At 71.3% G+C, this 25,255-nt stretch carries 23 protein-coding genes and 1 tRNA gene; 13 read left to right on the forward strand and 11 right to left on the reverse strand.

What is annotated here, in order from left to right; translation table 11 throughout:
• Positions 1-208 precede the first annotated feature (208 nt).
• Positions 209-1,414 (forward strand): DNA polymerase III subunit delta', encoded by a 1,206-nt coding sequence (locus V4Y04_RS20415; RefSeq protein ID WP_332429629.1) that lies wholly within the window; start codon positions 209-211, stop codon positions 1,412-1,414.
• Here the strand turns inward: V4Y04_RS20415 and V4Y04_RS20420 are convergent.
• A complete protein-coding gene (locus V4Y04_RS20420; protein WP_332429630.1) occupies positions 1,401-1,544 on the reverse strand; it encodes a hypothetical protein in 144 nt (47 codons plus the stop codon). The two genes, V4Y04_RS20415 and V4Y04_RS20420, sit on opposite strands and share 14 nt — an antisense overlap.
• Positions 1,545-1,667: 123 nt before the next feature.
• Between V4Y04_RS20420 and V4Y04_RS20425 the strand changes: the two genes are divergently transcribed.
• Both V4Y04_RS20425 and V4Y04_RS20430 read left to right on the forward strand, forming a co-directional pair.
• On the forward strand, positions 1,668-3,266 hold the full coding sequence (locus V4Y04_RS20425) for an alpha/beta hydrolase (RefSeq protein WP_332429631.1): 1,599 nt from the start codon (positions 1,668-1,670) through the stop codon (positions 3,264-3,266).
• Between the two features lie 120 nt (positions 3,267-3,386).
• Positions 3,387-3,460: transfer RNA gene (locus V4Y04_RS20430), tRNA-Thr, on the forward strand.
• 474 nt (positions 3,461-3,934) lie between these two features.
• Here V4Y04_RS20430 and V4Y04_RS20435 read toward each other — a convergent pair.
• The gene (locus V4Y04_RS20435; RefSeq protein ID WP_332429632.1) at positions 3,935-5,104 is read right to left on the reverse strand and encodes a hypothetical protein; all 1,170 of its coding nucleotides are present in this window, start codon (positions 5,102-5,104) and stop codon (positions 3,935-3,937) included.
• A gap of 160 nt (positions 5,105-5,264) precedes the next feature.
• Here V4Y04_RS20435 and V4Y04_RS20440 point away from each other — a divergent pair, with 160 nt between their 5' ends.
• Entirely contained in the window at positions 5,265-7,595 is a 2,331-nt protein-coding gene (locus V4Y04_RS20440) for a 2OG-Fe(II) oxygenase (RefSeq protein ID WP_332429633.1), read from the forward strand.
• A 99-nt stretch (positions 7,596-7,694) separates the two neighbouring features.
• Here the strand turns inward: V4Y04_RS20440 and V4Y04_RS20445 are convergent, their stop codons facing one another.
• From V4Y04_RS20445 to V4Y04_RS20460, 4 genes are all read right to left on the reverse strand, one after another.
• On the reverse strand, positions 7,695-8,087 hold the full coding sequence (locus V4Y04_RS20445) for a type II toxin-antitoxin system VapC family toxin (RefSeq protein WP_332429634.1): 393 nt from the start codon (positions 8,085-8,087) through the stop codon (positions 7,695-7,697).
• The gene (locus V4Y04_RS20450; protein WP_332429635.1) at positions 8,084-8,344 is read right to left on the reverse strand and encodes a hypothetical protein; all 261 of its coding nucleotides are present in this window, start codon (positions 8,342-8,344) and stop codon (positions 8,084-8,086) included. The genes V4Y04_RS20445 and V4Y04_RS20450 overlap by 4 nt, the downstream gene beginning before the upstream one ends.
• Positions 8,341-10,029, reverse strand: coding sequence for a bifunctional 3'-5' exonuclease/DNA polymerase (locus V4Y04_RS20455; protein ID WP_332429636.1), 1,689 nt, complete (start codon positions 10,027-10,029; stop codon positions 8,341-8,343). Before V4Y04_RS20455 ends, V4Y04_RS20450 begins: the two co-directional genes overlap by 4 nt.
• A 151-nt stretch (positions 10,030-10,180) precedes the next feature.
• Positions 10,181-10,981: a Clp protease N-terminal domain-containing protein gene (locus tag V4Y04_RS20460; protein ID WP_332429637.1), complete on the reverse strand. Its 801-nt coding sequence runs from the start codon at positions 10,979-10,981 to the stop codon at positions 10,181-10,183.
• An 86-nt stretch (positions 10,982-11,067) separates the two neighbouring features.
• Between V4Y04_RS20460 and V4Y04_RS20465 the strand changes: the two genes are divergently transcribed.
• Complete coding sequence (locus V4Y04_RS20465) at positions 11,068-12,228, forward strand: DUF2786 domain-containing protein (protein WP_332429638.1); 1,161 nt, start codon at positions 11,068-11,070, stop codon at positions 12,226-12,228.
• 222 nt (positions 12,229-12,450) lie between these two features.
• Here the strand turns inward: V4Y04_RS20465 and V4Y04_RS20470 are convergent, their stop codons facing one another.
• A complete protein-coding gene (locus V4Y04_RS20470) occupies positions 12,451-12,984 on the reverse strand; it encodes a DUF4232 domain-containing protein (RefSeq protein ID WP_332429639.1) in 534 nt (177 codons plus the stop codon).
• A gap of 101 nt (positions 12,985-13,085) precedes the next feature.
• The gene (locus tag V4Y04_RS20475) at positions 13,086-13,643 is read right to left on the reverse strand and encodes a hypothetical protein (RefSeq protein WP_332429640.1); all 558 of its coding nucleotides are present in this window, start codon (positions 13,641-13,643) and stop codon (positions 13,086-13,088) included.
• Between the two features lie 624 nt (positions 13,644-14,267).
• Between V4Y04_RS20475 and V4Y04_RS20480 the strand changes: the two genes are divergently transcribed.
• A complete protein-coding gene (locus V4Y04_RS20480) occupies positions 14,268-14,567 on the forward strand; it encodes a DUF397 domain-containing protein (protein ID WP_388438688.1) in 300 nt (99 codons plus the stop codon).
• 126 nt (positions 14,568-14,693) lie between these two features.
• Here the strand turns inward: V4Y04_RS20480 and V4Y04_RS20485 are convergent, their stop codons facing one another.
• Positions 14,694-15,188, reverse strand: a complete 495-nt coding sequence (locus tag V4Y04_RS20485; protein WP_332429641.1) for an ATP-binding protein — start codon at positions 15,186-15,188, stop codon at positions 14,694-14,696.
• Positions 15,189-15,551: 363 nt separating this feature from the next.
• Here V4Y04_RS20485 and V4Y04_RS20490 point away from each other — a divergent pair, with 363 nt between their 5' ends.
• The 6 genes from V4Y04_RS20490 (at position 15,552) to V4Y04_RS20515 (ending at position 21,301) form a co-directional block, all read left to right on the forward strand.
• Entirely contained in the window at positions 15,552-16,376 is an 825-nt protein-coding gene (locus tag V4Y04_RS20490) for a helix-turn-helix domain-containing protein (protein WP_332432931.1), read from the forward strand.
• Positions 16,377-16,615: 239 nt separating this feature from the next.
• On the forward strand, positions 16,616-18,076 hold the full coding sequence (locus V4Y04_RS20495) for an aldehyde dehydrogenase family protein (protein ID WP_332432932.1): 1,461 nt from the start codon (positions 16,616-16,618) through the stop codon (positions 18,074-18,076).
• Between the two features lie 126 nt (positions 18,077-18,202).
• A complete protein-coding gene (locus V4Y04_RS20500) occupies positions 18,203-18,751 on the forward strand; it encodes a DinB family protein (protein ID WP_332429642.1) in 549 nt (182 codons plus the stop codon).
• A 25-nt stretch (positions 18,752-18,776) separates the two neighbouring features.
• The gene (locus V4Y04_RS20505) at positions 18,777-19,418 is read left to right on the forward strand and encodes a PadR family transcriptional regulator (protein ID WP_332429643.1); all 642 of its coding nucleotides are present in this window, start codon (positions 18,777-18,779) and stop codon (positions 19,416-19,418) included.
• Between the two features lie 96 nt (positions 19,419-19,514).
• Positions 19,515-20,543 (forward strand): ATP-binding cassette domain-containing protein, encoded by a 1,029-nt coding sequence (locus tag V4Y04_RS20510; protein WP_332429644.1) that lies wholly within the window; start codon positions 19,515-19,517, stop codon positions 20,541-20,543.
• A gap of 29 nt (positions 20,544-20,572) precedes the next feature.
• Positions 20,573-21,301: an ABC transporter permease gene (locus V4Y04_RS20515; protein WP_443080190.1), complete on the forward strand. Its 729-nt coding sequence runs from the start codon at positions 20,573-20,575 to the stop codon at positions 21,299-21,301.
• 62 nt (positions 21,302-21,363) lie between these two features.
• On the opposite strand, the gene V4Y04_RS20520 is transcribed toward V4Y04_RS20515, so the two are convergent.
• Positions 21,364-22,773 (reverse strand): glutamate decarboxylase, encoded by a 1,410-nt coding sequence (locus V4Y04_RS20520; RefSeq protein WP_332429646.1) that lies wholly within the window; start codon positions 22,771-22,773, stop codon positions 21,364-21,366.
• 168 nt (positions 22,774-22,941) lie between these two features.
• Positions 22,942-24,228 (reverse strand): ion channel protein, encoded by a 1,287-nt coding sequence (locus V4Y04_RS20525; protein WP_332429647.1) that lies wholly within the window; start codon positions 24,226-24,228, stop codon positions 22,942-22,944.
• Between the two features lie 213 nt (positions 24,229-24,441).
• Here V4Y04_RS20525 and V4Y04_RS20530 point away from each other — a divergent pair, with 213 nt between their 5' ends.
• Complete coding sequence (locus V4Y04_RS20530; RefSeq protein ID WP_332429648.1) at positions 24,442-25,212, forward strand: MerR family transcriptional regulator; 771 nt, start codon at positions 24,442-24,444, stop codon at positions 25,210-25,212.
• The last annotated feature ends 43 nt before the right edge of the window (positions 25,213-25,255 follow it).

The raw sequence follows: 25,255 nt of genomic DNA on the forward strand, positions 1-25,255 counted from the left end.
GGTCCCGGGCCGGCCCCGCGACTGGCCCGCGACCGACCCGGAACTGGTCCGGAACTGGTCCGGAACTGTCAGTGGTCACCCCCACAATGGTTTCGGGCAAGAGATCCAGCCATGGGAATCAGTCATCAGAATCAGTCAGTGGACAATGAGTGGCGAACGTGGCGAACGTGGCGGACATGACGAAGATGACGGAAGGGCGGCGTGACCCATGACCGTGTGGGACGACCTGGTCGGGCAGCATCGGGTGAGCGACCAGCTCGCCGCCGCCGCGCGGGACGCCGACGCCCTCGTCACGGCCGCGACGGCCGGCGCCCCACCGCCGACGGCGTCGAAGATGACCCACGCGTGGCTGTTCACCGGGCCGCCCGGCGCGGGGCGCAACCAGGCGGCGCGCGCCTTCGCCGCCGCGTTGCAGTGCGTGAGCCCCGACCGCGCGCTCGGCGGGTCCCCGGGCTGCGGATTCTGCGACGGCTGCCACACCGCTCTGATCGGTACCCACGCCGACGTGAGCACGATCGCCGCCGTCGGCGCGATGATCCTGGTGCGCGACATGCGTGACACCGTCCGCAAGTCGTTCACCGCACCGGCGAACGGCCGCTGGCAGGTGATCCTCGTCGAGGACGCCGAGCGGCTGAACGAGAGTTCCGCCAACGCCGTCCTCAAGGCCGTCGAGGAGCCCGCGCCCCGCACGGTCTGGCTGCTCTGCGCCCCCTCCGTCGAGGACGTCCTGCCGACGATCCGCTCCCGCTGCCGCCACCTCAACCTGAGCACGCCCTCCGTGGACGCCGTTGCCGACCTGCTCGTACGCCGTGAGGGCATCGAGCCTGACGTCGCCGCGGCCGCGGCCCGCGCCACCCAGGGGCACGTCGACCGGGCCCGCCGGCTGGCCACCGACCCGGCCGCCCGTGAGCGCCGTGCCGCCGTACTGAAGCTGCCGCTGCGCGTCGAGGACATCGGGAGCGCGCTCAGGGCGGCCCAGGAACTCGTCGACGCCGCCGCCGAGGACGCCAAACAGCTGGCCGAGCAGAGGGACACCAAGGAGACCGACGAGCTGAAGGCGGCACTCGGCGCGGTGCAGGGCGGTCGGCTGCCGCGCGGCACCGCGGGCGTGGTCAAGGACCTGGAGGACATGCAGAAACGCCGCAGAACGCGTACCCAGCGGGACAGCCTCGACATGGCCCTGACCGACCTCACCGGCTTCTACCGTGACGTCCTCGCCCTCCAGCTCGGCTCCCGCGTGGCCATCGCCAACGCGGACGCGGAGGACGCCCTGGAGCGCCTGGCCCGGGGCAACTCCCCCGAATCCACGCTCCGCCGCCTCGAGGCCATCGCCGCCTGCCGCGACGCCCTCGACCGCAACGTGACCCCGCTCCTGGCAGTGGAGGCGATGACGATGGCCCTCAGAGCAGGCTGATCCCGAAGCCGAAGCCGAAGCCGAAGCCGAAGCCGAAGCCGAAGCCGAAGCCGAAGCCGAAGCCGAAGCCGAAGCCGAAGCCGAAGCCGAAGCCGAAGCCGAAGCCGAAGCCGAAATCCCGCATCCGCATCCAAAAACCGCATCCGGAAACCGCATCCGGAAACCGCATCCCGCAGCCCGAAAATCGCGACTCGCACAACGCACGACACGCACACACCGCACTCACCCCATCGCGCAGAGTTACGCTCGCAGCATGTACACAAGGCGCCCCCTCCGCAGGACCCGTACCGGAGCCACGCTGCTCGCCGCCGCCGCGCTCCTGGTCTCCGGCTGCTCCTCCGGAAGCACGACGAGCACCACGAGTTCCACGAGCTCGGCGACGAAGGAGGAAGCGGAGGCGGTGCTGGCCGCCCTGCCCCGCTCCACGCCCAAGGCGCTCACGCCGTACTACGAGCAGAAGCCGTCCTGGCGCGACTGCGGAGTGCCCGGCTTCCAGTGCGCCACGCTGAAGGCCCCGCTCGACTACGCGGACCCGTCCGCCGGCGACATCCGCCTCGCCGTGTCCCGCAAGAAGGCCACGGGTCCGGGGGAGCGGCTGGGCTCCCTGCTGGTCAACCCCGGCGGACCGGGCGGGTCGGCGATCGACTACCTCCAGGCGTACGCGGGCATCGGCTATCCGAAGGAGGTGCGCGCCCGCTACGACATGGTGGCCGTGGACCCGCGGGGCGTGGCCCGCAGCGAGCCCGTCGAATGCCTGGACGGCCCCGAGATGGACGCGTACACGCAGACGGACTTCACGCCGGACGACGCGAGGGAGGCGGACACGCTGGTCGCCGCGTACCGGAAGTTCGCCGAGGGCTGCGGGACGGACGCGCCGAAGCTGCTGCGCCACGTGTCCACCATCGAGGCGGCCCGGGACATGGACATCGTGCGGGCGGCCCTGGGCGACGAGAAGCTGAACTTCGTCGGCGCCTCCTACGGGACATTCCTGGGGGCGACGTACGCGGGGCTGTTCCCGGACCGGACGGGCCGGCTGGTGCTGGACGGCGCCCTGGACCCCTCCCTGTCCGCGCGGCAGCTCAACATCGAGCAGACGGCGGGCTTCGACACGGCGTTCACGGCCTTCGCGAAGGACTGCGTACGGCAGAGCGACTGCCCGCTCGGCGGCAAGAACACCAGCCCCGAAGAGGCCGGCAGGAACCTGAAGGAGTTCTTCGCCAAGACCGACGCCCAGCCGATCCCCACCGGTGACGCCGACGGCCGTGAGCTCACCGAGTCGCTGGCCACCATCGGCGTGATCGCCGCGATGTACGACGAGGGCGCCTGGCCGCTCCTGCGCAAGGCCCTGACGGCGGCGATGAAGGAGAACAACGGCGCCGGACTCCTCGCCCTCTCCGACAGCTATTACGAACGCGACGCCGACGGCGAGTACGCCAACCTGATGTTCGCCAACGCCGCCGTGAACTGCCTGGACCTCCCGCCCGCCTTCGACTCCCCGGACCAGGTGAGGGACGCGCTCCCCGACTTCGAGAAGGCGTCCCCGGTCTTCGGTGAGGGCTTCGCCTGGGCCGCCCTGAACTGCACGTACTGGCCCGTCGCCGCCACGGGTGAGCCCCAGCGCATCGAGGCCGAGGGCGCGGCGCCGATCGTCGTCGTCGGCACCACGCGCGACCCCGCGACCCCCTACCGCTGGGCACAGGCCCTGGCCGGCCAGCTCGCCTCGGCCCGCCTCCTCACCTATGAGGGCGACGGCCACACCGCCTACGGCCGGGGCAGCGACTGCATCGACTCCGCGATCAACACCTACCTCGTCGACGGCACCCCGCCCGCAGACGGAAAGCGCTGCTCATAGCGGGTACGCCCACCCCGGAGGCAGGCCCCCGCGCCCGCCTCCGGGGCAGGTGCGAAGCACCATCCGAAACTGTGTAGAATTACCGTCGTCGCTGACCGCATCATGGTGCCGGTAGCGTGCGCCGCCTTAGCTCAGATGGCCAGAGCAACGCACTCGTAATGCGTAGGTCTCGGGTTCGAATCCCGAAGGCGGCTCTGTGAAAGCCCTAGGACTCACTCGCCGTGACCTGGGGCTTTTGCTTTTTTGCTGGAGCAGATCGGTGACGGCGTCACCCTGATCCAGGCCGGCTGCCTGCCGCGGGAGCTCGTGGCAGCCGCTTTCGTCCGCTACCCGCACCGGCCTGGCTCGGTACCACTGCGGCTGAGCGGCAGGTGGCCGAGCCCGCCCTGTGCGCGCTGTGGACGGAGCCCCGGCCGGCTGCGCGAGGACCTGCGTGATGCTGTACATCCGGCGTTTGCTGCAGGCTTCACCTACGGCGACGGCACCGCGATGGAGGCGAAGGACACCGAGCGGCTGCTGTGGAGGTTCTGGCACACCGGCCGCGAACTCGGTTACCTCGACGAGCGGGAACGGTCCATCGGCGCCCTGATCTCCCTGTCCGCCATCGGCCGCTCTCGCCACCCTCCGTCTCCTGGCCGAGGGCCCGCGCGACCGCATCTGAGCGTGCCTCAGCCGGCCGTCAGCCCGGCGTCGGTGAAGCGCCGCATCAGTGAGGACTTGCCTCGGTGCCGCTCGCGCAGGTCGTGCAGGCGCCGGGCGAACTCCTCGGGGGTGCCCGCCCGGTCGTGGACCTCGCGGAGATCTTTCAAGAGGGTGACGGCGGCGGCGTAGGGGCCGGGCTGCTTCTGCCCGATCAGGTGGGTGATGTCCTGCCAGGCTTGCTCGGTGTTCTCGGCCAGGCGGTCCAGATGGCTCTCACGACCCCGCTGTTCCGCTCGGCGGGCCTGGGCAAGGGCCTGCTCCCGCTGCCGGGTGTGCTCGCTGCGCACCTCATGGGCGGCGTCGAGGAGTTCCGCGGCCGAGCGTCGCCGGGTGGCGGTGGACGGTTCTGCCGCACCCCGGGACACGGCGCGGTGGCGGGCCAGCAGCGCGGGGCCCGGCTGTGGGGCGGTGCCCAGCGCGGCGTCCAGCAGCAGGGCGTCCTTCTCACGTTGTGGCAGGGCGCGGATCCAGGCGGCGAGAGCGTCCTTGTCGATCGCCTGCGAAGGAGCGGTGCCGCCGGCGCGGGCAGCAGCGGTCAGCAGGTGCGGGTCGATGCGCAGGAAGTCCGCCAAGGCCTGCTGAGGGCCGGTGAGATGGGCGAGGCCGGCGGGTACGGGCGGCTCGATGGCAGAGGTGTACTCGTCCTCGTCGACGTCCTCCTCCAGCTCCCAGCGGGTGAGTGCGGAGAGCCAGGCCAGATAGAGGGGACGCAGGTCGCCCCCGGCGAGTTCGGTGCGCAGGGTGGTGAACGAGGCGAGGGTGAAGGAGGTCTCGAAGTCCCATTCGCCGCCGTCCTCGGTCTCGTGGGCGAAGTCGAGCAGCAGGTGACCTTTCCTGGTCCAACAGCTCAAGGCGCCTTCCATGCAGTACGGTTCGGCGCTGCGAGCGGGCAGCAGCGTGGTGGGCAGGCGCAGCATCAGGCGCCGCGAGCCCCAGTTGGCGAAGTACAGGTGGGCGTCGTAGAGCCGCTCCATCAGTTTGCGCTCGTCGCCGCGGAAGTTGCCGTAGTGGTACTCGTTGACGAAGTGCGTCGCGCTGATCCGGGCCCGGCTCGACAGGGCCCGCACCTGCTCGAGCTCGTCCTTGGCCAACGGCCGGTCGATGGCCTGGAACTCGTAGTACTGGTACTCGCTCACGGCTGTGCAGACTAGCGTCAGACGCTGCGGTTCATCTCACGGGACCTGGATGTGATCCCTCGTTCGGGGCCCATCCACGGGTACGGCCCCGGCGGCGCCGTCGGATTCGTAGGATCGGGCCGAGAACGAAGGGGTCGCAGGGTCGGAGGGCGGGTGTGTGATGGTGACACCGAGGGAAAGGCTGGCCGGGCTGCTCAACGGGGCGAAGGCGGCGGGGGCTTTCAGTGCCCGGCTGGAGGCGCCTGTGGCCGGGCTGGACCTTGAGGTGGCCGGAGTCGGGCCGGTGCGCCTGCCGCTGCGGGCGCCCCAGGTGAAGCGGCTGATCTCGGTGGCACGGCCGGCGTTGTTCGGGCGGGGTGAGGAGACGCTGAGCGACACCGGGGTGCGTGACACCTGGCAGATCTCGCCGGATCGGTTCAGCCTTGCCGGTCCTGCCTGGCCGTCGCTGCTGAGCGGTGCGCTGGAGGACTTCCGGGACGCTCTAGGGCTCCCGGCGGCGACCCGGCTGCGGGCCGAACCGCACGCGATGCTGGTGTACGGCAAGGGCCAGTTCTTCCTTCCGCATCAGGATTCGGAGAAGGACGACGCCATGGTGGGCACGCTGGTGCTCTCCCTGCCGTCGGCGCACACGGGGGGAGAACTGGTCGTCGAGCACGCAGGGCACAAGTGCGCGTACCGCGCCTCGAAGACGGATCTGACCCTCGTCGCCTTCTACGCCGACTGCCGTCACGAGGTCACCCCGGTCCGGTCCGGGTACCGGGTGACGCTCACCTTCAACCTGCTCGCAGAGCAGGAGTCTTCGAAGCAGGAGTTTTCGAAGCAGGAGTTTTCGAAGCAGGAGACTTCGGAGCAGGTGTCCGGGCCGCTGGCAGAGCTGGCACACAGTCTGGACCGGCACTTCGGCTCACCTGCCGAGCCGCGTTACAGCAGCCACGAGCTGGATCCGCCGACTCGCCTCGTCTACCTGCTCGATCACGAGTACACCCAGCGGAGTCTGAACTGGGAGCGGCTCAAGGGCGCGGATGCGGGACGTGCCGCTCTGCTGCGCGCCGCCGCCGGGCAGGCCGGGTGTGAATCGGTGCTCGCGCTGGCAGAGGTGAAGGAGACCTGGGACGCCTGTCCCGAAGGGGAAGATCCCTGGGACGACTACGGGTACGACGAGGATGACGAGGACGATGAGGAGGAGAGCGGCGCCACGGACACGGACTACGTCCTGCAGGAGCTGATCGACGACGAGATCACCCTGGGCTGGTGGACCGGTCCGGACGGCGCCGGCGGTGAGCAGATCTCGTTGCAGGTTCACGACTACGAGGTGTGCGCGAGTACCGCGAGCACGGATCTGACGCCCTACGACTCCCAGTACGAGGGCTACATGGGGAACTACGGCAACACGCTGGAGCGGTGGTACCGGCGGGCCGCGGTCGTCGTGTGGCCGCGTGAGCGGGCCTTCGCCGCCCGTGGCGAGGCCGGATCGCGGTGGGCCCTGGAGGAACTGCGCGCCGGCATCACGCGGGGCGACGTGGACCGGGCGCGCGACCACGCCCGGTCCCTCGCGCCATTCTGGAGGCACACCAGCCCGCAACCCGATCTGCTGGAGTGCGCGTTGCGGGTGGCCGTGGGCCTGGACGCGGCCGAGACCGCGGCCATGCTGCTGGAGCCGTTCCAGGTGGACGCGCTCGCCCCGGAGCTCGCGGGTCCACTCGCCGAGGCGGCGGCGCGGTACGGAACAGGGTGGATGCGGCGGGTCGTCGACGACTGGTTCGCATCGGAGCGCCACCACCCACCGCAGCGGTATCAGTGGACCGAGCGGCTGCCCCCGCTGTGTACGGCGCTGCGCGCCCATGGGGAGGCGACGGCGGTGCGGCTGCTGCCCGCCGGGGTCTGGGCAACGGTCGACAGGGGTTTGCGGCTGTGGACCACGACCGGTCCGGCCGAGATCCGCCGTGCACAGTTGGAGCAGCTGGCCCTGCCGCTGCGACACCTCCTGGCGGCGGCCGACGAGGAACTGCGGGACACCATTCTGGCTTCCCTGCGCGAACGCGGTGACACGGTGCTCGAGTGCCTGATGCCGGTACTGCGCCGCGCCGCGGAGGAGAGCACACCGGCCGAGTGGGGTCGGGTGGGGCTCGACGCGCTCGCGCGGGACTGCGCGGACCGGCTCCGCACGATGTGCGAGGGGCCGCCACGCGCCACCGACGACTGGTCGGTGGCATGGGCCGGGTGTGGCTGCGGACTGTGCGATGTCCTTGGTGAGTTCCTCGGCTCCCGGTCACGGAAGGTGCTCGAATGGCCGCTGGCGAAGGAGGGCCGACGCCACGTGCACTCCGGAATCGACTCGGCCGAGCTGCCGGTGCTCCACCGGACCAGGGGACAGGGGCGCCCGTACACGCTGGTACTGACGAAGACCCAGGAGCTGTTCACCCGTGAGCAGACAGTCCGGCGCCAGGCCGCGGCGGACCTGGCATGGCTGAGGTCGCTGCGGAACGGATGACTGCGGCGCCGGGCTGGTCAGCGCCAGACCATGATCGGAGAAGGGCCGGGCGGAGCGACAGTGAGCCGGAGGGCGAGGACGGGCCGGAATCGTACGGTGTCAGATCTTGATCACACGGATGCCGGGGCCGCACAGCATGTGAAGGTCTTCGGGGTCCGACGTCAGGACGGTCACGGGGGCGGGTGAGGCGTGTGCGGTGGCGGCCACGAGGGCGTCGAGGGCGTATTCGTGGCCGTGGAGGCCCGCTGCGGCGAGGAGTCCGTTCGCGTGGCGGGCGATGGCTTCGGCGGGCGGGACGATGTTCACGCGGGAGGCGGCGTAGTCGAAGCGGGCCTGGTTGGTCTTGGGGTCGCGGGCTTCGACGAGGGTGACCGAGCTGATGATGACGCGGATGTCCTCCGCCTCGGCTGCAGTCAGCCATTCGGTGAGTTCGGGTGTGCGGCGTACGAGTGCGGACAGGCTTTCGCAGTCCAGGATGAGGGTGCCGCTCACACGGCGTCCGCCGAGCCGGCCGTGTCACCGCGCAGGAGCACCCGCTTGGCCTCGACCGCTGCCTGATCCACCGGCCCGTGCTCGGTCTCCGCGTCTTCGATGAGTTCGCGCAGCCGGTCGCGTTCGAGTTGGCGCTGGATGAGGGCTTCGACGTAGGGGGACATGCCGGGCTTTCCGGTGCGTGCCTTGGCGCTGTTGCCCACGGGGCGCGGGCAGAATTCCCCGAGCGTGCCGGGGGGTCCGGTCTCCGGGGTCACTTGGCGTCCGCGTAGCACTCCACCACCGCCGTCGTGAACGGGAACCGCACCGGGGTCGGGCCGAACGTCAGCCGTCCGGCCAGCTCCGCCGCCTCCCGGATCGCCTCCGCCACCGTCTCGGCTTCCTCTTTCGGGCAGTGCACGATCACTTCGTCGTGCTGGAAGAAGACCAGCTCGGCCGCCATGTCCGTCAAGGTCCGCCGCAGCGCGGCGAGCAGCAACAGGGTCCAGTCGGCGGCGCTGCCCTGGACGACGAAGTTGCGGGTGAAACGGCCTCGCGCGCGGGCGTCGGTCGAGGTGTGGCCAGGCGCCCACTGCCGGGCGGCGTCGGGTTCCTCCTCCGTGAGCGGGATGCCGGCCTCCTCCACCGCGTCGTCCGTCGTGCGGGCCGCGGGCGGGCAGGTGCGGCCGAGCCAGGTCCGTACGAGCCGGCCTTCCTCGCCGGCGCGGGCGGCCTCGTCGACATAGGCCACGGCCCGGGGGAAGCGGCGTCTGAGGGCGGCGAGGTTCTTCAGGCCGTCGCCGGACGTCTGGCCGTAGACCGCGCCGAGGACGGCGAGTTTCGCCTGCGCGCGGTCGCCGGAGAAGGCGCGGTCGGACACCGACTGGTAGAGGTCGGTCTCCCGGCCGGCCACCTCCATCAGCCCTGGGTCGCGGGAGATCGCCGCGAGGACGCGCGGCTCCATCTGGTCGGCGTCGGCGACGACGAGCCGCCAGCCCGGGTCGGCGACGACCGCGCGGCGGATCACCTTGGGGATCTGCAGCGCGCCCCCGCCGTTGGTCACCCAGCGTCCGGTCACCGTCCCGCCCGCCAGGAACTCGGGCCGGAAGCGGCCGTCGCGCACCCAGTCCTGGAGCCAGGACCAGCCGTGGGCGACCCGGATGCGGTACAGCTTCTTGTACTCGATCAGCGGTTTCACCGCCGGATGGTCGAGGGACTCGAGTTCCCATCGGCGGGTCGAGGAGACCTTGATCCCGGCCTGCGCGAACGCCTTGACGACGTCGGCGGGCAGGTCGGGCCGGACCCTGCGGCCGAAGGCGGCGGACACCTCGTCGGCGAGCTCGGCGAGTCTGCGGGGCTCGCCGCCGCCCGCGTACCGCTCGCCGAGCAGGTCGTGCAGCACCGCGCGGTGCACGTCCGCCCGCCAGGGCACCCCCGCCCGGTTCATCTCGGCGGCGACGAGCATCCCGGCCGACTCGGCGGCCACCAGCAGCCGCATCCGGTCCGGGTGCGCGGTGGCCTCGATCCGGCGCTGCTGTTCGGCGTAGACCGCGAGGAGGTCCGCCAGTGGGACGTGGGCGTCCCGGTGTTCGAAGAGGGGCGACTGCGCGCCCGGCTCGGCTGAGCGCTGCGGCGGGTCGGGCGGTACGGGGCCGCCCCGGAGCCGAGCCAGGGCGGCCGCGGCCGAACGGGGCTGCCCGTGCCGCCCTTCGTGGCCGAGCAGGAGGGTCTCGGCGGCCTCGATGTCGTAGCACCGCTCCACTCGCACCCCCGTGGCGAGCAGGCGCGGATGGGCCTCGGCGGTGGACCGCCACACCCACCGGGTGACACCGGGACGGCTCCGCACGGCCTCGGCCGGATCCGCCTCCCGCCGCACCGGAGCGGCGGGCAGCCCGTCCGGACCGAGGGGGACGACATCGACGCCACCGTCCTCGGCCAAAGAGAGCGCCCACCGGTCGGCCATGAGGTGAGTGTGACAGGGGGGTCTGACAGCGGGGCCGGGAGCGGACTCGGGAGCGGGGTTCGAGACCGGGCCCGACAGTGGACCCGGCAATGAGTCCGACGGCGGGCCCGACAACGGGGCCCGGCGCAACGGGGCCCGGCAACGGCCCGGATCAGCTCTCCGGCGAGGACTTCTGCTCGCTGTCGCCGTCCTCCTTCTCCCGGCCGTCCTCCTTCTCCCGGTCTTCCTCCTGCCGCGTCTCCACGACCTGCGCCAGCAACTCGGCGACGTACCGCTCGGTGGCCGTCTTGTCGACGCCGAGGCCGCTGAGGACGCCCTTGCCGTTCTCGTGCTCCAGGAGGGCGAGCAGGAGGTGCTCGGTGCCGACGTAGTTGTGGCCGAGGCGGAGGGCCTCGCGGAAGGTGAGTTCCAGGACCTTCTTGGCCGCCGGGCCGTACGGCACCAGCTCGGGGGCGTCCTCGACGGCCGGCGGGAGGGCCGCGACGGCGGCCGCGCGGACCGCGCCCAGGGTGACGCCCTGTTCGGTGATCGCCTTCGCGGCCAGGCCGCCCGGCTCGGCCAGCAGGCCGAGGACCAGGTGCTCGGGCAGACCCTCGGCGTTGCGCGCGGCCTTGGACTCGTTGTGCGCGGCCATCACCACGGCGCGGGCGCGGGGCGTGTAGCGGTTGAAGCCCTCGTTCGGGTCGAGGGCGGCCGACTCCTTGGGCACGAAACGCTTCTGGGCCGCCTGCCGGGTGACGCCCATGCTCTTGCCGATGTCCGTCCAGGAGGCACCCGAGCGCCGGGCCTGGTCCACGAAGTGGCCGATCAGGTGGTCCGCCACGTCGCCGAGGTGCTCACCCGCGAGCACCGCGTCCTGAAGCTGCTGGAGGGGTTCCTCGTGGACCTTCTTGATGGCCGCGATGAGGTCGTCGAGACGTACGGATGACTTGATGCCGGGATTCGTCGTCATGTGTCAACGGTAGGTTGACAGTGAAGGGGTGTCAACCGTGAGTTGACACTTGTGAGTGAATTCCGGCGACATGGCACGATCGGCCCGTGAGTACGTCCAGCACCGTCGATCGCGCCTTCCGGGCCGCCCTGTACGCCACCACCGAGGACGCCCTCGACACCGGCGCGTCCCTGCTCGCCGTCGATCCGGCGGCGGACGCCGAACTCGCCCGGCGGGGCGAGGAGTTCGTGGCGAACGCCTGGCGGCGCGGCTGGCAGCCCGCCGACGTCGCACGGATCGTCCGGCGTGAACTGGGCGACGTACACCTACGGCTCGTCACGGGGCTGATCCGCGCGCAGGCGCCGCACGACCGGCCCAGAGGGCCCCGTTGGACCGCCCAGCTCGACGCTCTCGGCGCCCCCGGCGAACCCGGCGCCGCGCCCGCGCCCCGCACCGATCGCTTCTCGCACGCCACGGCCGTACTGGAGCTGTACCGGCTGCTGCTGCGCCTGCCCGCACTCGAATCCCTCGACGAGGCGGCGGCCGAGGCTGCCGGCGCGACGGGTCCGGGCGCGCGGGACCGGCGTCCGGAGTCCCGCATGCTCGGCCGTATCCGCGCGCTGCTGGCCAAGGCGGAGGCGACCGGATTCCCGGAGGAGGCGGAGGCGCTCACCGCCAAGGCGCAGGAGCTGATGGCGCGGCACAGCGTCGACGAGGCCCTGCTCGCGGTACGGACGCACACGGCGACGGTGCCGGGTGCGTGCCGGATCGGGGTGGAAGCGCCGTACGAGCAGACCAAGGCCGTCCTGCTCGACGCGATCGCCGACGCGAACCACTGCCGGGCCGTGTGGAACGAGCCCCTCGGCTTCTCCACCGTGGTCGGCTTCGACGCCGACCTGGAAGCGGTCGAACTTCTCTACACCTCACTGCTCGTGCAGGCCGGTACGGCCATGACGAAGGCGGAGGCGGCCCAGAAGGCGGGTGGACGCAAGCGGACCAAGACCTTCCGGCAGTCCTTCCTCGCGGCCTACGCCCACCGCGTGGGCGCACGTCTCGCGGCTGCCGCCGAAGGGCGGGCGAGCGGGCTGAGCGACGACCTGCTCCCGGTGCTCGCCTCCCGCGACGTCGCGGTCACCGAGCGGCTGGACCGCCTGTTCCCGGAGACGACGACCACCCGGCTGCGCGGGGTGAGCGACGTGGCGGGCTGGGAGGAAGGCGCTCGGGCGGCGGACAACGCCCAGGTCGAAGCCCGCCGGCGGCTCGGCTGAACCGGAGCCGCACCCCGCGACACCCCGCGACCCGCGCGGTCCGGAGTCCGCGCGGGTGGTGGGCGCGCATCGCCAGGCCCCGCGCGGGTGGTGGGGTGTGGGCCGTCCTCCGCGCGGGGGCAGGCTGAGGTCGTGGGCAGCCTTGCCGGAAGGCCGCCAGACGGCTCGGTCGCCCGTTTGCAGGCTGGTCGGTCGCCCGCCGGTCGCCCGCCCGTCCGCCGGTCAGTCGCCCGTCCGCTGGAAGGCGCTCACGGAGGCGTCGGCCGCGGCCTCGGTATTTTCCTTGACCGCCACCGGACCGTACGACCAGGGGACGTCCTGGGTGGCGGAGTCGCCGGGGAGGCCGATCTGCACGGTCTTGGCGTCCAGGCTCTCGCCCGCGCCCTCCGGCCCGCGCACGTAGGTGATCGTGAAGGAGACCGACTCGCCCTCGGCCAGGGTCAGCTTCTGTGCCGTCGCGCCCTCGACCGGGGTCAGCGTGACGAGGTCGTCCCCGGCCACCAGGCTCGCCTCGGGAAAGCCGTCCAGAACGCAGGCGGCACCCTGGTTGACGAGGTTCACGGGGACCTCGCCGGCGTCACCGGCGGCCGGCGCCTCGCTCGCGGGCCCGGCTTCCATGCTCACCGTCGCGCTCGTGCAGGCCCCGCTCTCCTGCTTCGCGTCGTCCTTCGCCCCGTCACCACCGCCCTCGCCGCCGCAGGCGGTCAGCAGGAGGAGGGCGGTGACAGCGGTGACGGTGATCGGCGTGGCGCGCATGAGGATTCCCCTGGGGTCGTGGAGCGGCCCACAGATCATCACATCTGGGGACCCCCCTCCGTGCAGCCGGAGGGCCGGTGTCCTCACGGTAGGAGCAGGCCCTACGATCCCAGCCCCGCGGTCGGAAGCCCCGACGGCATTCTGCCGCCCTCGGCCTTCGTGTACGTCTCGGTGCCGAGGGAGCCCTCCCAGGTGACCTTCAGGGTGGACCCGCTCACCGAGTCGACCGTGCCGCTCGCCCGGTCCTCGTCGCCCCTCGCGCATCGGAGGCTGATCGTCGAGGTTCCGGCATCCTCCTGTGCGGTGCCGCTGCACACGGTGCCGCCCGTGGCGAAGAGGGCCGCCTGCTCCCCGGTGAACATCAGCGCCACGGCCTTGCCGTCGACCGTGGTGAGCCAGCTGCCCTCCAGTTCGCCCGCCGGGGCGTTGCTCGTGTCCGGACCGTCCGGACCGTCCGGACCGTCCGTCCCACCGGTGCCTCCGGTGCCGCCGTCGGGATCGGCACTGGCCGAGGCGGACGGCTCAGCGGATGGCGTGGAGTCGTCGCCGGAGTCGCTGTCACTGCCGCACCCGGTGAGGACGAGCGCGCCGGCCAGCCCCGTGGCCGCGACCGCGAGCCGTATGCGCCGACGTGACACGGTGCGCCAGGAGCGCGACACGGACGCCGCCGTTTTTGAAGCCCTCACCGAAACCGTTCCCGAGCCCGCCGACGCCTCCGTACCGTCCTGATCCACCGATGTCACCGCAAGCCCCTACCTGTAGCCGGCCATGTCGGCCGCAACGACCGCAGACAGCTAACAGGACGTACCCGGCACCCCACCAGCCCTGGTGGCTCACTTCGCGCCGCACCGTCACCGCGCGGTGACGGAAACAGGTGACGGGAGCGGGGAGCGGGAGCGGGGAACAGGGAACAGGGAGCGGCACGAGGGTGAGGGCGGCCCCGCCGCACTGCCGCGGCGGCAACTCGCGCGGGTGGTCGGAAAAGGTCGGGCGACAGCCCTGCTTCCCTATGGCGAAAGGAAGTTGACGAAGAAAAGAGACCGCTTGCAGGACTGAAGGGGGTGGAGTAGGACAGGCGAAGGCGACGAGGGAACAAGCGGGCCCCCGTATGCGTCTCAATCCACACGGGGTTCGGCAGGTCGGGCCGCAGGGCTGTAACTGCGGGAACACCGCGCGTGCACGTGCATCTGCCCATGCATTTGCACTTGAACAAAGCTATGATCCGGGTCAGTTGACCACTGCATCAATGGCAACACCAGCCAGTGCACAACGGGGAGCGACCTGTGGACCACGACGTGTACGACGGTGATGTGTACGACGGCGACGTGTACGGCGTCGCCGGCGCGTCCCGCGTGTTCAACGGCATGGCGGCCACCGGGCTGAACGGTGTGGCCTGGCAGAAGAGCCGGCACAGCAACTCGCAGGGTTCCTGCGTCGAGTTCGCCCGGCTGCCGGGCGGCGAGGTGGCGGTGCGCAACTCCCGCTTTCCCGAGGGGCCGGCGCTCGTCTACACCCGGGCGGAGATCGAGGCGATGCTCCTCGGTATCAAGGACGGCGAGTTCGACCATTTGGTCGCCGGCTGACGAAGGCGCTTGCCGTGCCGGCCTTGTCCGCCGCACGGGCCTCGCCCGCCGCGGCGGCTTCGCCCGGCAGCCCCTGAGTTCCGCGTGACGCGCGTAGAAAAGCGGCGCCCCAAGGTGCCGCTTTCGTCATTCCCTGCCGGGGGGCCGCAGCAGGAACAGCGCCCAGACGATCTTGCCGCGTCCGCTCCGCATCGGCTGCCAGCCCCAGCTGTCGCTGAACGACTCGACCAGGAGCAGTCCGCGGCCCGACTCCGCGGAGAAGTCGTCCGCGTCGCGGGTGACGGGCCCGCGGGTGACGGGGCTGTCGTGGCTGGGGTCGCGCACCGCGCACACCAGCCGTCCGGTCCACCGCATCAGGTGCAGCCGCACCGGAGCCTCCTGGCCCGCCGGTCGCGGCGCACAGGCCGGCAGGCCGTGCCGCAGGGCGTTGGTGACCAGTTCGGAGACGACCAGGCACACATCGTCGAAACGGTCGTCCAGGTCCCACTGCTCGCAGGTCTTCCTGGTGAACTGCCGCGCCTCGCCGACCGCTTCGTAGCGGGTGGGCAGGGAGCAGGAGGCGGTGTCGGACACGGCCGCGGGGTCCAGCGGCGGAAGGCCCTGCCGTAACGGCTCGAGCATGGTCGATCCATTCGTCCCCATGCGAGGCACTCCCGGGATTCGCGGTCGTAGCGATACGGCGGTGGTGCGAAGGCCATGGTTTCGGATGCGTACGGCAGATGCAAGGGCAGATGCACGTGCAGCTGACCGAAATGGGCCCTGCCGTACCGCTTGTTGGGCAATTTTTCCGCCATATTCGTGTCCCTCCTGTCGCTTCCGTGGCCTGCTTTCTCCTCCTCCCTGCTCGAAACCTCCGCCCGGTTCCATTTCCGTAACCGGGCGAGTACTGCTCGGAGTGTTTTAGTGGCAGACTTCGGCCCCTGGCAGACGTTGGGGAGGCTGGCGAACGTGAGCGCGGGAGAGCCGGGATCGGTGGTGCGGCGCATGCTGCTCGGATCACAACTCAGGCGACTGCGTGAGGCTCGGGGGATCACGCGGGAGGCGGCGGGCTATTCGATCCGCGCCTCCGAATCGAAGATCAGCCGGATGGAGTTGGGCCGGGTGAGCTTCAAGGCCAGGGACGTCGAGGACCTGCTGACGCTGTACGGCATCGGGGACGAGCAGGAGCGGGCCTCGCTGCTCTCCCTGGCCAAGGAGGCCAATGTCGCGGGCTGGTGGCACAGTTACTCGGATGTGCTGCCCAGCTGGTTCCCCACCTATGTGGGCCTCGAGGGTGCCGCCGCACTGATCAGGGCGTACGAGGTGCAGTTCGTGCACGGTCTGCTGCAGACCGAGGAGTACGCGCGCGCGGTGGTCCGGCGCGGCATGCAGGGCGCGAGCGAGGCCGATGTCGAACGACGGGTGGCGCTGCGCCTGGAGCGGCAGAAGTACCTGGTCGCGGAGAACGCCCCCGAGTTCCACGTGGTGCTCGACGAGGCCGCGCTGCGTCGGCCGTACGGCGACCGCGGGGTGATGAAGGGGCAGCTCCAGCATCTGATCGAGATCTCCGAGCGGCCCAACGTCCGGCTGCAGGTCATGCCGTTCGGGCTCGGCGGCCACTCCGGTGAGTCCGGGGCGTTCACCGTCCTCAGCTTCCCCGAGTCCGACCTCTCGGACGTCGTGTACATGGAGCAGCTGACGAGCGCGCTGTACCTCGACAAGGCCGAGGACGTCGCCCAGTACGAGAAGGCGCTCAAGGAGCTCCAGCAGGACAGCCCGGGCCCTTCGGAGAGCCGGGATCTTCTGCGAGGTCTCCTCCAACTCTCCTGAAACACCAGTACGATGACGGTCGATCAGGTGCTCGTGGGGCGGACCGGCACCGGGTCGTGCGGCCGAACCGGTCGCACGCCGGTCGTATGCCGCTCACACGCCGGTCGCACGACCAACTGCACGCTGGTCGCACGGCCAATTGCACGCCGGTCGCATGCCGATCGCCCGGCGGTCGGGGTGTGAGCCGATCCGGGGTGGGCCCGCTTCGGCAGCGAGGGATTGAGGGGTTGAGGGATCACATGTCGTCGTACTTCACCGACCTGGCCCAGCAGTACATCGACGGTGAGTGGCGTCCGGGCACCGGCTCCTGGGACATCATCGACTTCAACCCGTACGACGACGAGAAACTGGCGTCGATCACGATAGCCACCGTCGACGAGGTCGACGAGGCCTACCGGGCAGCGGCCCGCGTGCAGAAGCAGTGGGCGGCGACCAACCCGTACGCGCGCCGCGCGGTGCTGGAGAAGGCGCTCGCCCTGGTCGAGGAGCGCGAGGGCGAGATCACCGAGGCGATCATCGCCGAACTCGGCGGCACGCGCCTGAAGGCGGCCTTCGAGCTCCACCTCGCCAAGGAGTTCCTGCGCGAGTCGGTGCACCTGGCGCTGCGCCCCGAGGGCCGGATCATCCCCTCGCCGGTGGACGGCAAGGAGAACCGCGTCTACCGCGTGCCCGTCGGTGTCGTCGGCGTGATCAGCCCGTTCAACTTCCCGTTCCTGCTGTCGCTGAAGTCGGTCGCCCCGGCGCTCGCGCTCGGCAACGGCGTGGTGCTCAAGCCGCACCAGAACACCCCCGTCGTCGGCGGGACGCTGATCGCGAAGATCTTCGAGGACGCGGGCCTGCCCGGCGGTCTGCTGAACGTCGTCGTCACCGACATCGCGGAGATCGGCGACGCCTTCCTCGAGCACCCGGTCCCGAAGGTCATCTCCTTCACCGGCTCCGACGCGGTCGGCCGCCACGTGGCCACCGTCTGCGCACGCCTCTTCAAGCGCTCGATCCTCGAACTCGGCGGCAACAGCGCGCTGGTGGTCCTCGACGACGCCGACGTCGACTACGCGGTCGACGCGGCCGTGTTCAGCCGGTACGTCCACCAGGGCCAGGTCTGCATGGCCGCCAACCGGGTGCTGGTGGACCGCGCGGTGGCCGACGAGTTCACCGAGAAGTTCGTCACCAAGGTCAAGTCCCTCAAGGCCGGCGACCCGCGCGACCCCGGGACCGTCATCGGCCCGGTGATCAACTCCCAGCAGGCGGACTCGCTGGCCGGGGTCGTGGAGCAGGCGCTCGCCGAGGGCGCGACCGCCCTGGTGCGCGGCGCCCGGACCGACAACCTGGTCGAGCCGTCCGTGCTCACCGGCCTCCCCGCCGACTCCGCCCTGCTCCGGCAGGAGGTCTTCGGCCCGGTCGCCTTCCTCGTCCCGTTCGACGGCGAGGAGGAGGCCGTACGCCTCGTCAACGACACCCCGTACGGCCTGAGCGGCGCGGTGCACACCGGGGACATCGAGCGCGGGGTCAACTTCGCCAAGCGGATCGACACCGGCATGTTCCACGTGAACGACGGCACCGTGCACGACGAGCCGATCGTCCCCTTCGGCGGCGAGAAGAGCTCCGGCAACGGCCGGCTGAACGGCGAGGCGATGCTGGACGCCTTCACCACGATGAAGTGGATCTCGGTGCAGCACGGCCGCAGCGGATTCCCCTTCTGAGCCGTCGCTCCCGACTCGTTCCTCCTCGCCGGGCCCTTGCGGACAGTACCTGTCCGCAAGGGCCCGTAGCGTCGTCGGTGTCAGGGAAACCGGGGCGGAAGCCCTCACCGACGAAAGGCGGCCGTCATGGTCACTCACGTTCCCGCGGAGACCCAGGGCGACGAGCGGGGGGCGCTGCTGGCCTTCATCGAGGAGCAGCGTGGGGGCATCCGCCGGTCGGTGCTCGGCCTCACCGACGAGCAGGCCGCGTCGCGGCCCACCGCCAGTGAGCTGTCCCTGGCCGGGCTGCTCAAGCACGTCGCCGAGATCGAGCAGGTCTGGATCGCCCGGGCCAAGGGCGAGCCGCCGGCCGTCCACCGGGACGAGTCGAACTGGCACGAGTGCTTCCGGCTGGTCGGAGACGAGACCGTGGAGTCCTGGCTCGCGTACTACGAGAAGGTGGCCACCGAGACGGAGTCGTTCATCCGCGCGGTGCCCAGCCTCGACGACACCTTCCTGCTGGCGAAGACGTCCTGGAACCCGAAGGAGGAGTGGCTCTCGATGCGCTGGCTGTGCCTGCACCTGATCCGCGAGATCGCGCGGCACGCCGGCCACGCCGACATCATCCGCGAATCCCTGGACGGGGCCACCGCCTTCGAACTGGTCGCCAAGGAACAGGGCAACTCCTGGGGGTGAGCCGTGGCGCCCTACGCTGGACCGCATGTCAGCGATCCGTCTCCTCGTGCTCGGCGCGGTGCGCCAGCACGGGCGGGCCCACGGCTACCAGGTACGCAACGACCTGGAGTACTGGGGCGCGCACGAGTGGTCCAACGCCAAGCCCGGCTCGATCTACCACGCCCTGAAGCAGATGGCGAAGCAGGGACTGCTGCACGCGCACGAGATCGCGCCCTCGACGGCCGGCGGTCCGCCGCGCACCGAGTACGAGATCACGGCGGCGGGCGACGAGGAGTACTTCAGGCTGCTGCGCGAGGCCCTCGTCTCCTACGACCAGAAGACGGACGTGAAGTCGGCGGCGATCGGCTTCGTCGTCGACCTGCCGCGGCAGGAGGCGACGGCGCTGCTCAAGGAGCGGATCCGGCGCATCGAGGAGTGGCGGGCCGCGGTCACCGAGCACTACGTGCCCGAGGGCGGTCCCGAGCCGCTGGGGCACATCGGCGAGATCATGAACCTGTGGGTGCACACGGCCGACGCCGAGGCCGAGTGGACCAGGGGGCTGATCGGGCGGATCGAGGCCGGGGCCTACACCTTCGCCGGGGAGGGCGAGCCGTTCGTCGGTGTCCTGGCCGAGGACCAGGAGAACCCGTACGCGACGGGGGAGCGGCACCCGGGGGACGAGGGCTGATCCGGTCGCCCGCCCATTAATCAAGTTTGACCAATGGGCTGGATGCCGCTTACCTTCGAAAGCGTGTAGTCAAATTTGACTAGCAAGGGAGTCGCAGTGGCCGACGCGGCGATCATCGTCGAGGAAGCACGCAAGACGTACGGCGGGAAGAGCGCGAAGAGCGCGAAGAACCCGAGGAGCACGAGGAGCACGAAGAGCACGAGGATCACAGAGCACGGCAGGCCCGCGCTGGACGGGCTGGACCTCACGGTCGCGCGCGGCACGGTGCACGGCGTGCTCGGCCCGAACGGCGCGGGCAAGACCACCCTGGTCCGGGTCCTGGCCACCCTGCTGCGCCCCGACGCGGGCCGGATCGAGGTGGCGGGCCACGACGTGGTGCGCGAGGCGTACGCGGTACGCCGGCGCATCGGCCTGCTCGGCCAGCACGCGGCCCTCGACGAGGAGCTCGGCGGCCGGCAGAACCTCGAACTGTTCGGCCGCCTGCACCACCTGGGCGCGCGACGCGCCCGTGCGCGGGCCGACGAACTCCTGGCGCGCTTCGACCTCGCCGGAACCGGCCGCAAGGCGGTACGGCAGTACAGCGGGGGCATGCGGCGCCGCCTGGACCTCGCCGCCTCCCTGATCACCGAACCGGAGGTGCTCTTCCTGGACGAACCGACCACCGGTCTCGATCCGCGCGGCCGCGCGGAGGTGTGGGACTCGGTCCGCTCCCTGGTCGACGGCGGTACGACCGTCCTGCTCACCACCCAGTACCTGGAGGAGGCCGACCAGCTCGCCGACCGCGTCTCGGTCGTGGACGCCGGCCGGGTCGTCGCCGACGGCACGGCGGACGAGCTCAAGGCGGCCACCGGCGGCGACCGCGTCGACGTCGTCCTGCGCGACGCCGGGCAGCTGGGCGCGGCCGTCGCCCTGCTGCCCGTACCGAAGGACCGGATCACCGTGGACACCGACCGCCGACTGCTGAGCGCCCCGGTCACCGACCGCATGGCGGCCCTGGCCGGGATCGTCCGCGCACTGGAGGAGGCGGACATCCAGGCCGAGGACATCGCCCTCAGGCGCCCGACGCTCGACGAGGTGTTCCTGCGGCTCACCGGCCACGACGAGCGAGTGAAGGAGACCGCGTGACCACCCACGCCCTGACCGACTCCTGGACCATGACCCGCCGCGAACTCGCCCGCTGGGGACGCCAGCCGGTGGCGGTGGTGGTGAACCTGGTCTTCCCGGTGATGCTGCTGCTGATGTTCGGCTACCTGATCGGCGGCGGCCGGGGCGTGAGCGGCGCCTACCTCGACTACCTGCTCCCCGGCATGCTCGCGCTCACCATGGCCTTCGGCCTGGAGGGCACCATGGTCGCCGTCACCCAGGACCTGAACAAGGGCGTCGTCGACCGCTTCCGCTCCATGCCGATGGCCAACGGTGCCGTTCTGGTCGGCCGTTCCGCCGCCGACATGCTCCAGTCGGCGCTCGGCCTGGCGGTGCTCCTCGCCGTCGCCGCCGCGCTCGGCTGGCGCACGCAGGGCGGCCCGGTCGGCTTCCTGGGTGCCGTGGGGCTGCTCCTGCTGTTCCGTTTCGCGATGCTGTGGATCGGCATCCACCTGGCACTGGTGGCGGGGAAGCCCGAACTGGTGCAGGCGGTGCAGATCCTGGTCTGGCCGGTCGGTTTCCTGTCCAACGCCATCGCCGTACCCGAGTCCATGCCCGACTGGCTCGGCACGGTCGTCCAGTGGAACCCGATGTCCCAGACGGCCACGGCCGTACGCGACCTCTTCGGCAGTCCCGGCGGGGAACCGGGGCACGTGTGGGCGGCCGTCGCCTGGCCCCTGGCGCTGCTCGCGGTGTTCTTCCCGCTGGCGGTACGCAGGTTCGCGCGGCTGAGCCGTTAGCCGGCCCCGGCGGCCCGGCCCCGGGCCCGCTCACCACTGAGCGGGCCCGGGGCCGGGTCCGCTCAGTGGTGGAACCCCGTGGCCGCCTTCCTGTCCCGGTCCAACGGGTGCGGCTGCCGGCGCAGCTCCGGGAGGAGCCGGTCCAGGTCCTCGGCGAACAGGTCGGCGAGGTCCTCGGAGAAGCCGTTGCGGCACACCACCCGCAGCACCGACAGGTCCTGACGGTTCGCCGGGAAGGTGTACGCGGGCACCAGCCAGCCGCTCTCCCGCATCCGCCGGGACACGTCGAAGACGTCGAACGCCGTCACCCCGGGCGCGGTCGTGAACGCGAACACCGGCAGCTCGTCGCCCCGGGTCAGCAGCCGGAAGTCGTCGAGCTCCCCGATCCGTCGGGCGAGCCCGCCGGCCACGTCCCGGGAAGCCTGCTGCACCGCGCGGTAGCCGTCGCGGCCCAGCCGCAGGAACGTGTAGTACTGCGCCACCACCTGGGCGCCCGGACGGGAGAAGTTCAGGGCGAACGTCGGCATGTCGCCGCCCAGGTAGTTCACCCGGAAGACCAGTTCCTCCGGCAGGGCGTCCGCGTCCCGCCACAGCGCCCAGCCGACGCCCGGATAGACCAGGCCGTACTTGTGCCCCGAGGTGTTGATCGACGTCACGCGCGGGAGGCGGAAGTCCCACACCAGGTCCTCGTCGAGGAAGGGCGCGACCATCGCGCCGGACGCCCCGTCGACGTGCACCGGGACGTCGAGGCCGGTGCGCTCCTGGAGCTCGTCCAGCGCCGCGCACAGGTCCGCGACCGGCTCGTAGGACCCGTCGAAGGTGGAGCCCATGACGCCGACGACGCCGATGGTGTTCTCGTCGCAGAGTTCGGCGGCGGCCCTCGGGTCGAGGTGGAAGCGGTCGCCCTCCATGGGCACCTGACGGGCCTCCACCTCCCAGAAGGTGCAGAACTTATCCCAGCAGACCTGGACGTTGACACCCATGACGAGGTTCGGCCGGGCGTCCTTCGACGGGTACCGGTCGGCGTTGCGCCGCGCCCAGCGGTGCTTGAACGCCATTCCGGCGAGCATGCACGCCTCGCTCGACCCCGTCGTCGAACAGCCCACGGTCGCGGACGGGTCGGGCGCGTGCCACAGGTCCGCGAGCATCGACACACAGCGCCGCTCCAGCTCGGCGGTGCGCGGGTACTCGTCCTTGTCGATCATGTTCTTGTCCCGGCACTCCGCCATCAGGAGACCGGCCTGAGGCTCCATCCAGGTGGTGACGAAGGTGGCCAGGTTCAGCCGTGCGTTGCCGTCCAGCATCAGCTCGTCGTGCACCAGCTGGTACGCCGTCGTGGGCGCCATCGGCGCGTCGGGCATCCGGTGCTTGGGCGGCGCCTCGGTCATGTCCCCGATGGGGTTGGCCGGGCCCAGGAAGGGATTGACGGACAGGGGGCGCTCATCGCGCCGGGGAGCATGGTGCAGCGGCATGAAGACCTCCGGGAGTGTGTACGGGAGCGCGTACGGCGGGATCGTGCGGGAGTTCCTGGGGGTGGGCCCACGAGGGCCACAGCGACCACGGGAAGCGCGGGGAACGCGGGGAGCGAGGGGAGCGAGGGGGAGTCGTCGCCGGGCCGGGGCGCACAGGCGGCCGGGTGTTCACCGGACCGGTGTCCCGTCCGCCCGCAGCTGCATCTGCGGGCGTCCCGTCACCAGCAGCCAGGCCGGCAGCGACGCGAAGCACAGGAGCGCGATGATGGCCGGCGAGGAGACCAGGACCGCGGCGACGAACAGGCTCACCCAGCCCTGCCGGGTGATGGCCAGCAGCACCCCCAGAACCCCTGCCGACACACCCACCGCCGGATGTACCCCGGGCACCAGCGCGTGGGCGCACAGCCCGAGCGCGGTGCCGACGAACACGGCCGGGAAGATCCGTCCGCCCCGGAACCCGCAGGACGCGGCGACGAGCAGGGCGGCCAGCTTCACCACCGTCATGGTGGCGAACTCGCCCGCCGACCAGCCCCCGGGATCGGCCGCCAGCACCGCGATCTCGTCGAGCCCCTTGAACAGCGTCAGATGCCCGCCCAGGGCCGCCAGCGCGCCCAGCACGGCCCCGCCCGCCGGAAGCATCAGCATCGGGTGCCGAAGCCGCCGGAAGGCACCGTGGACGTACGGGAAGGCGTGGACGGCGCACATGCCGAGCAGCGCGCCCACCGAGGCGACCGTGAGAGCGGACAGCAGGTCGGCCCAGCCGGGGCTGCCGAACGGCGGCAGGTCCAGGTCGAAGCTCGGACTCGACACCAGGTCGGCGGTGAGCGCGCCGGCCGCCCCGGCAGTCAGCGGTGCGAAGAGGCTGTCCCACAGGTGCCCCTTGATCCGCTGCCCCGCCAGCGCCTCGGAGATGACGAGCGCGGCGGCCACCGGGGTACCGAACAGCGCGCCGATCGTCGCCGCTTCCGCGAGCACCACCCAGCCCCGCTCGGGGGCCCGGGGCGCGGCCCTGGTGCCCAGCCAGACCGCCAGGGCGACGTTCACGGCGATGATCGGGTTCTCGGGCCCCAGACTCGGCCCGCCGGCCAGCATCAGAGCGCTCGCCAGCAACAGCCCCGGCAGCACCACGGGCGGCAGCACCGGGGCGTCGAGGCCGGTCGTCGCCGGATCGGGGCCGGCGTGGCCCGGCACCTTCCACACCACCAGACCGACCGCGATCCCGGTGGCGACCAGCACGACGAACATCCACAGCACGGAGTACCTGCCGACCCCGAGCGCGTCCGGCAGGGTCTGCCACAGCACGTCCTGGAGTTCCTCGGCCGCCAGGCTCACGCCCACCAGCAGCAGGCTGCACGCCACCCCCACGACCAGCGCGGGGACGACGGACGGCAGCAGGTCGCGTGCCCGGGTCGCCGGGGCGGCGGAGGGTTCCTGCTGCGCGCTGTCCTGGACCACGCGCACACGATATGAGGATCAAGCGCTCAAAGCGGTATGAAATCGCATGAAACGGTCGGCGTGAATCGGTCGGCGTACAGAGCGGGCGTGCACGGGCGGTGTGCACGGGCAGGCGTGCACGGGCGGCCGGCGTGAAACGGCCGGAGGCATCCGGCTTGCACCTCACGTGGCGTGAGGACCCAGGGTGGAGTGCGTACCGAGAAGGGAGCGGAAGTGAGTCATTCCGTGGGACAGGTGGCCGGCTTCGCCGGGGTCACGGTGCGCACCCTGCACCACTACGACGCCATCGGCCTGCTCGCCCCGAGCGAGCGCAGCCACGCGGGTCACCGGCGTTACACCGACGCCGACCTCGACCGGCTGCAGCAGATCCTGTTCTACCGGGAGCTCGGCTTCCCGCTCGACGAGGTCGCCGCCCTGCTCGACGATCAGGCCACCGGAAAAGCGGACCCGCGCGCGCACCTGCGCCGGCAGCACGACCTGCTGACCGCCCGGATCGAGAAGCTGCGGAGGATGGTGGCGGCCGTGGAGCACGCCATGGAGGCACGCACGATGGGGATCAGTCTGACGCCCGAGGAACGGTTCGAGGTGTTCGGGGACTCCGACCCGGACCAGTACGAGGACGAGGTCCAGGAGCGCTGGGGTGACACCGACGCCCACCGGCAGTCCCGGCAGCGGACCGCGTCCTACACCAAGGACGACTGGAAACGCGTCACCGAGGAGTTCGACTCCCTCCACCTGCGCATGGCCGACCTGATGTCCGCCGGTACCCCGGCCGACTCCGAGCAGGCCATGGACACGGCGGAGGAGCACCGGCTGTTCATCACGGGCGCGTACTACGACTGCGGGCACGAGACGCACACCTGCCTGGGTGAGATGTACGTCGCCGACCCGCGCTTCACGCGGACGTACGAGAACATCCGCCCCGGTCTGGCGGTCTACCTGCGTGACGCGATCGTCGCCAACGCGGCCCGGCACGGCGGCTGATCCCGTACCGCGCGGTGACCGCCCGGCGACCCCGCGGCGGCCG

It is taken from the genome of Streptomyces sp. P9-A2 (assembly GCF_036634175.1).
GTDB lineage: Bacteria > Actinomycetota > Actinomycetes > Streptomycetales > Streptomycetaceae > Streptomyces > Streptomyces pratens.

Bases quoted from the DNA above. Each gene is read 5' to 3' on its own strand.
- V4Y04_RS20415 (WP_332429629.1), top strand. From the start codon at position 209: ATGACCGTGTGGGACGACCTGGTCGGGCAGCATCGGGTGAGCGACCAG.
- V4Y04_RS20420 (WP_332429630.1), bottom strand. From the start codon at position 1,544: ATGCGGATGCGGGATTTCGGCTTCGGCTTCGGCTTCGGCTTCGGCTTC.
- V4Y04_RS20425 (WP_332429631.1), top strand. From the start codon at position 1,668: ATGTACACAAGGCGCCCCCTCCGCAGGACCCGTACCGGAGCCACGCTG.
- V4Y04_RS20440 (WP_332429633.1), top strand. From the start codon at position 5,265: ATGGTGACACCGAGGGAAAGGCTGGCCGGGCTGCTCAACGGGGCGAAG.
- V4Y04_RS20455 (WP_332429636.1), bottom strand. From the start codon at position 10,029: ATGGCCGACCGGTGGGCGCTCTCTTTGGCCGAGGACGGTGGCGTCGAT.
- V4Y04_RS20460 (WP_332429637.1), bottom strand. From the start codon at position 10,981: ATGACGACGAATCCCGGCATCAAGTCATCCGTACGTCTCGACGACCTC.
- V4Y04_RS20470 (WP_332429639.1), bottom strand. From the start codon at position 12,984: ATGCGCGCCACGCCGATCACCGTCACCGCTGTCACCGCCCTCCTCCTG.
- V4Y04_RS20485 (WP_332429641.1), bottom strand. From the start codon at position 15,188: ATGCTCGAGCCGTTACGGCAGGGCCTTCCGCCGCTGGACCCCGCGGCC.
- V4Y04_RS20490 (WP_332432931.1), top strand. From the start codon at position 15,552: ATGCTGCTCGGATCACAACTCAGGCGACTGCGTGAGGCTCGGGGGATC.
- V4Y04_RS20495 (WP_332432932.1), top strand. From the start codon at position 16,616: ATGTCGTCGTACTTCACCGACCTGGCCCAGCAGTACATCGACGGTGAG.
- V4Y04_RS20500 (WP_332429642.1), top strand. From the start codon at position 18,203: ATGGTCACTCACGTTCCCGCGGAGACCCAGGGCGACGAGCGGGGGGCG.
- V4Y04_RS20505 (WP_332429643.1), top strand. From the start codon at position 18,777: ATGTCAGCGATCCGTCTCCTCGTGCTCGGCGCGGTGCGCCAGCACGGG.
- V4Y04_RS20515 (WP_443080190.1), top strand. From the start codon at position 20,573: ATGACCCGCCGCGAACTCGCCCGCTGGGGACGCCAGCCGGTGGCGGTG.
- V4Y04_RS20520 (WP_332429646.1), bottom strand. From the start codon at position 22,773: ATGCCGCTGCACCATGCTCCCCGGCGCGATGAGCGCCCCCTGTCCGTC.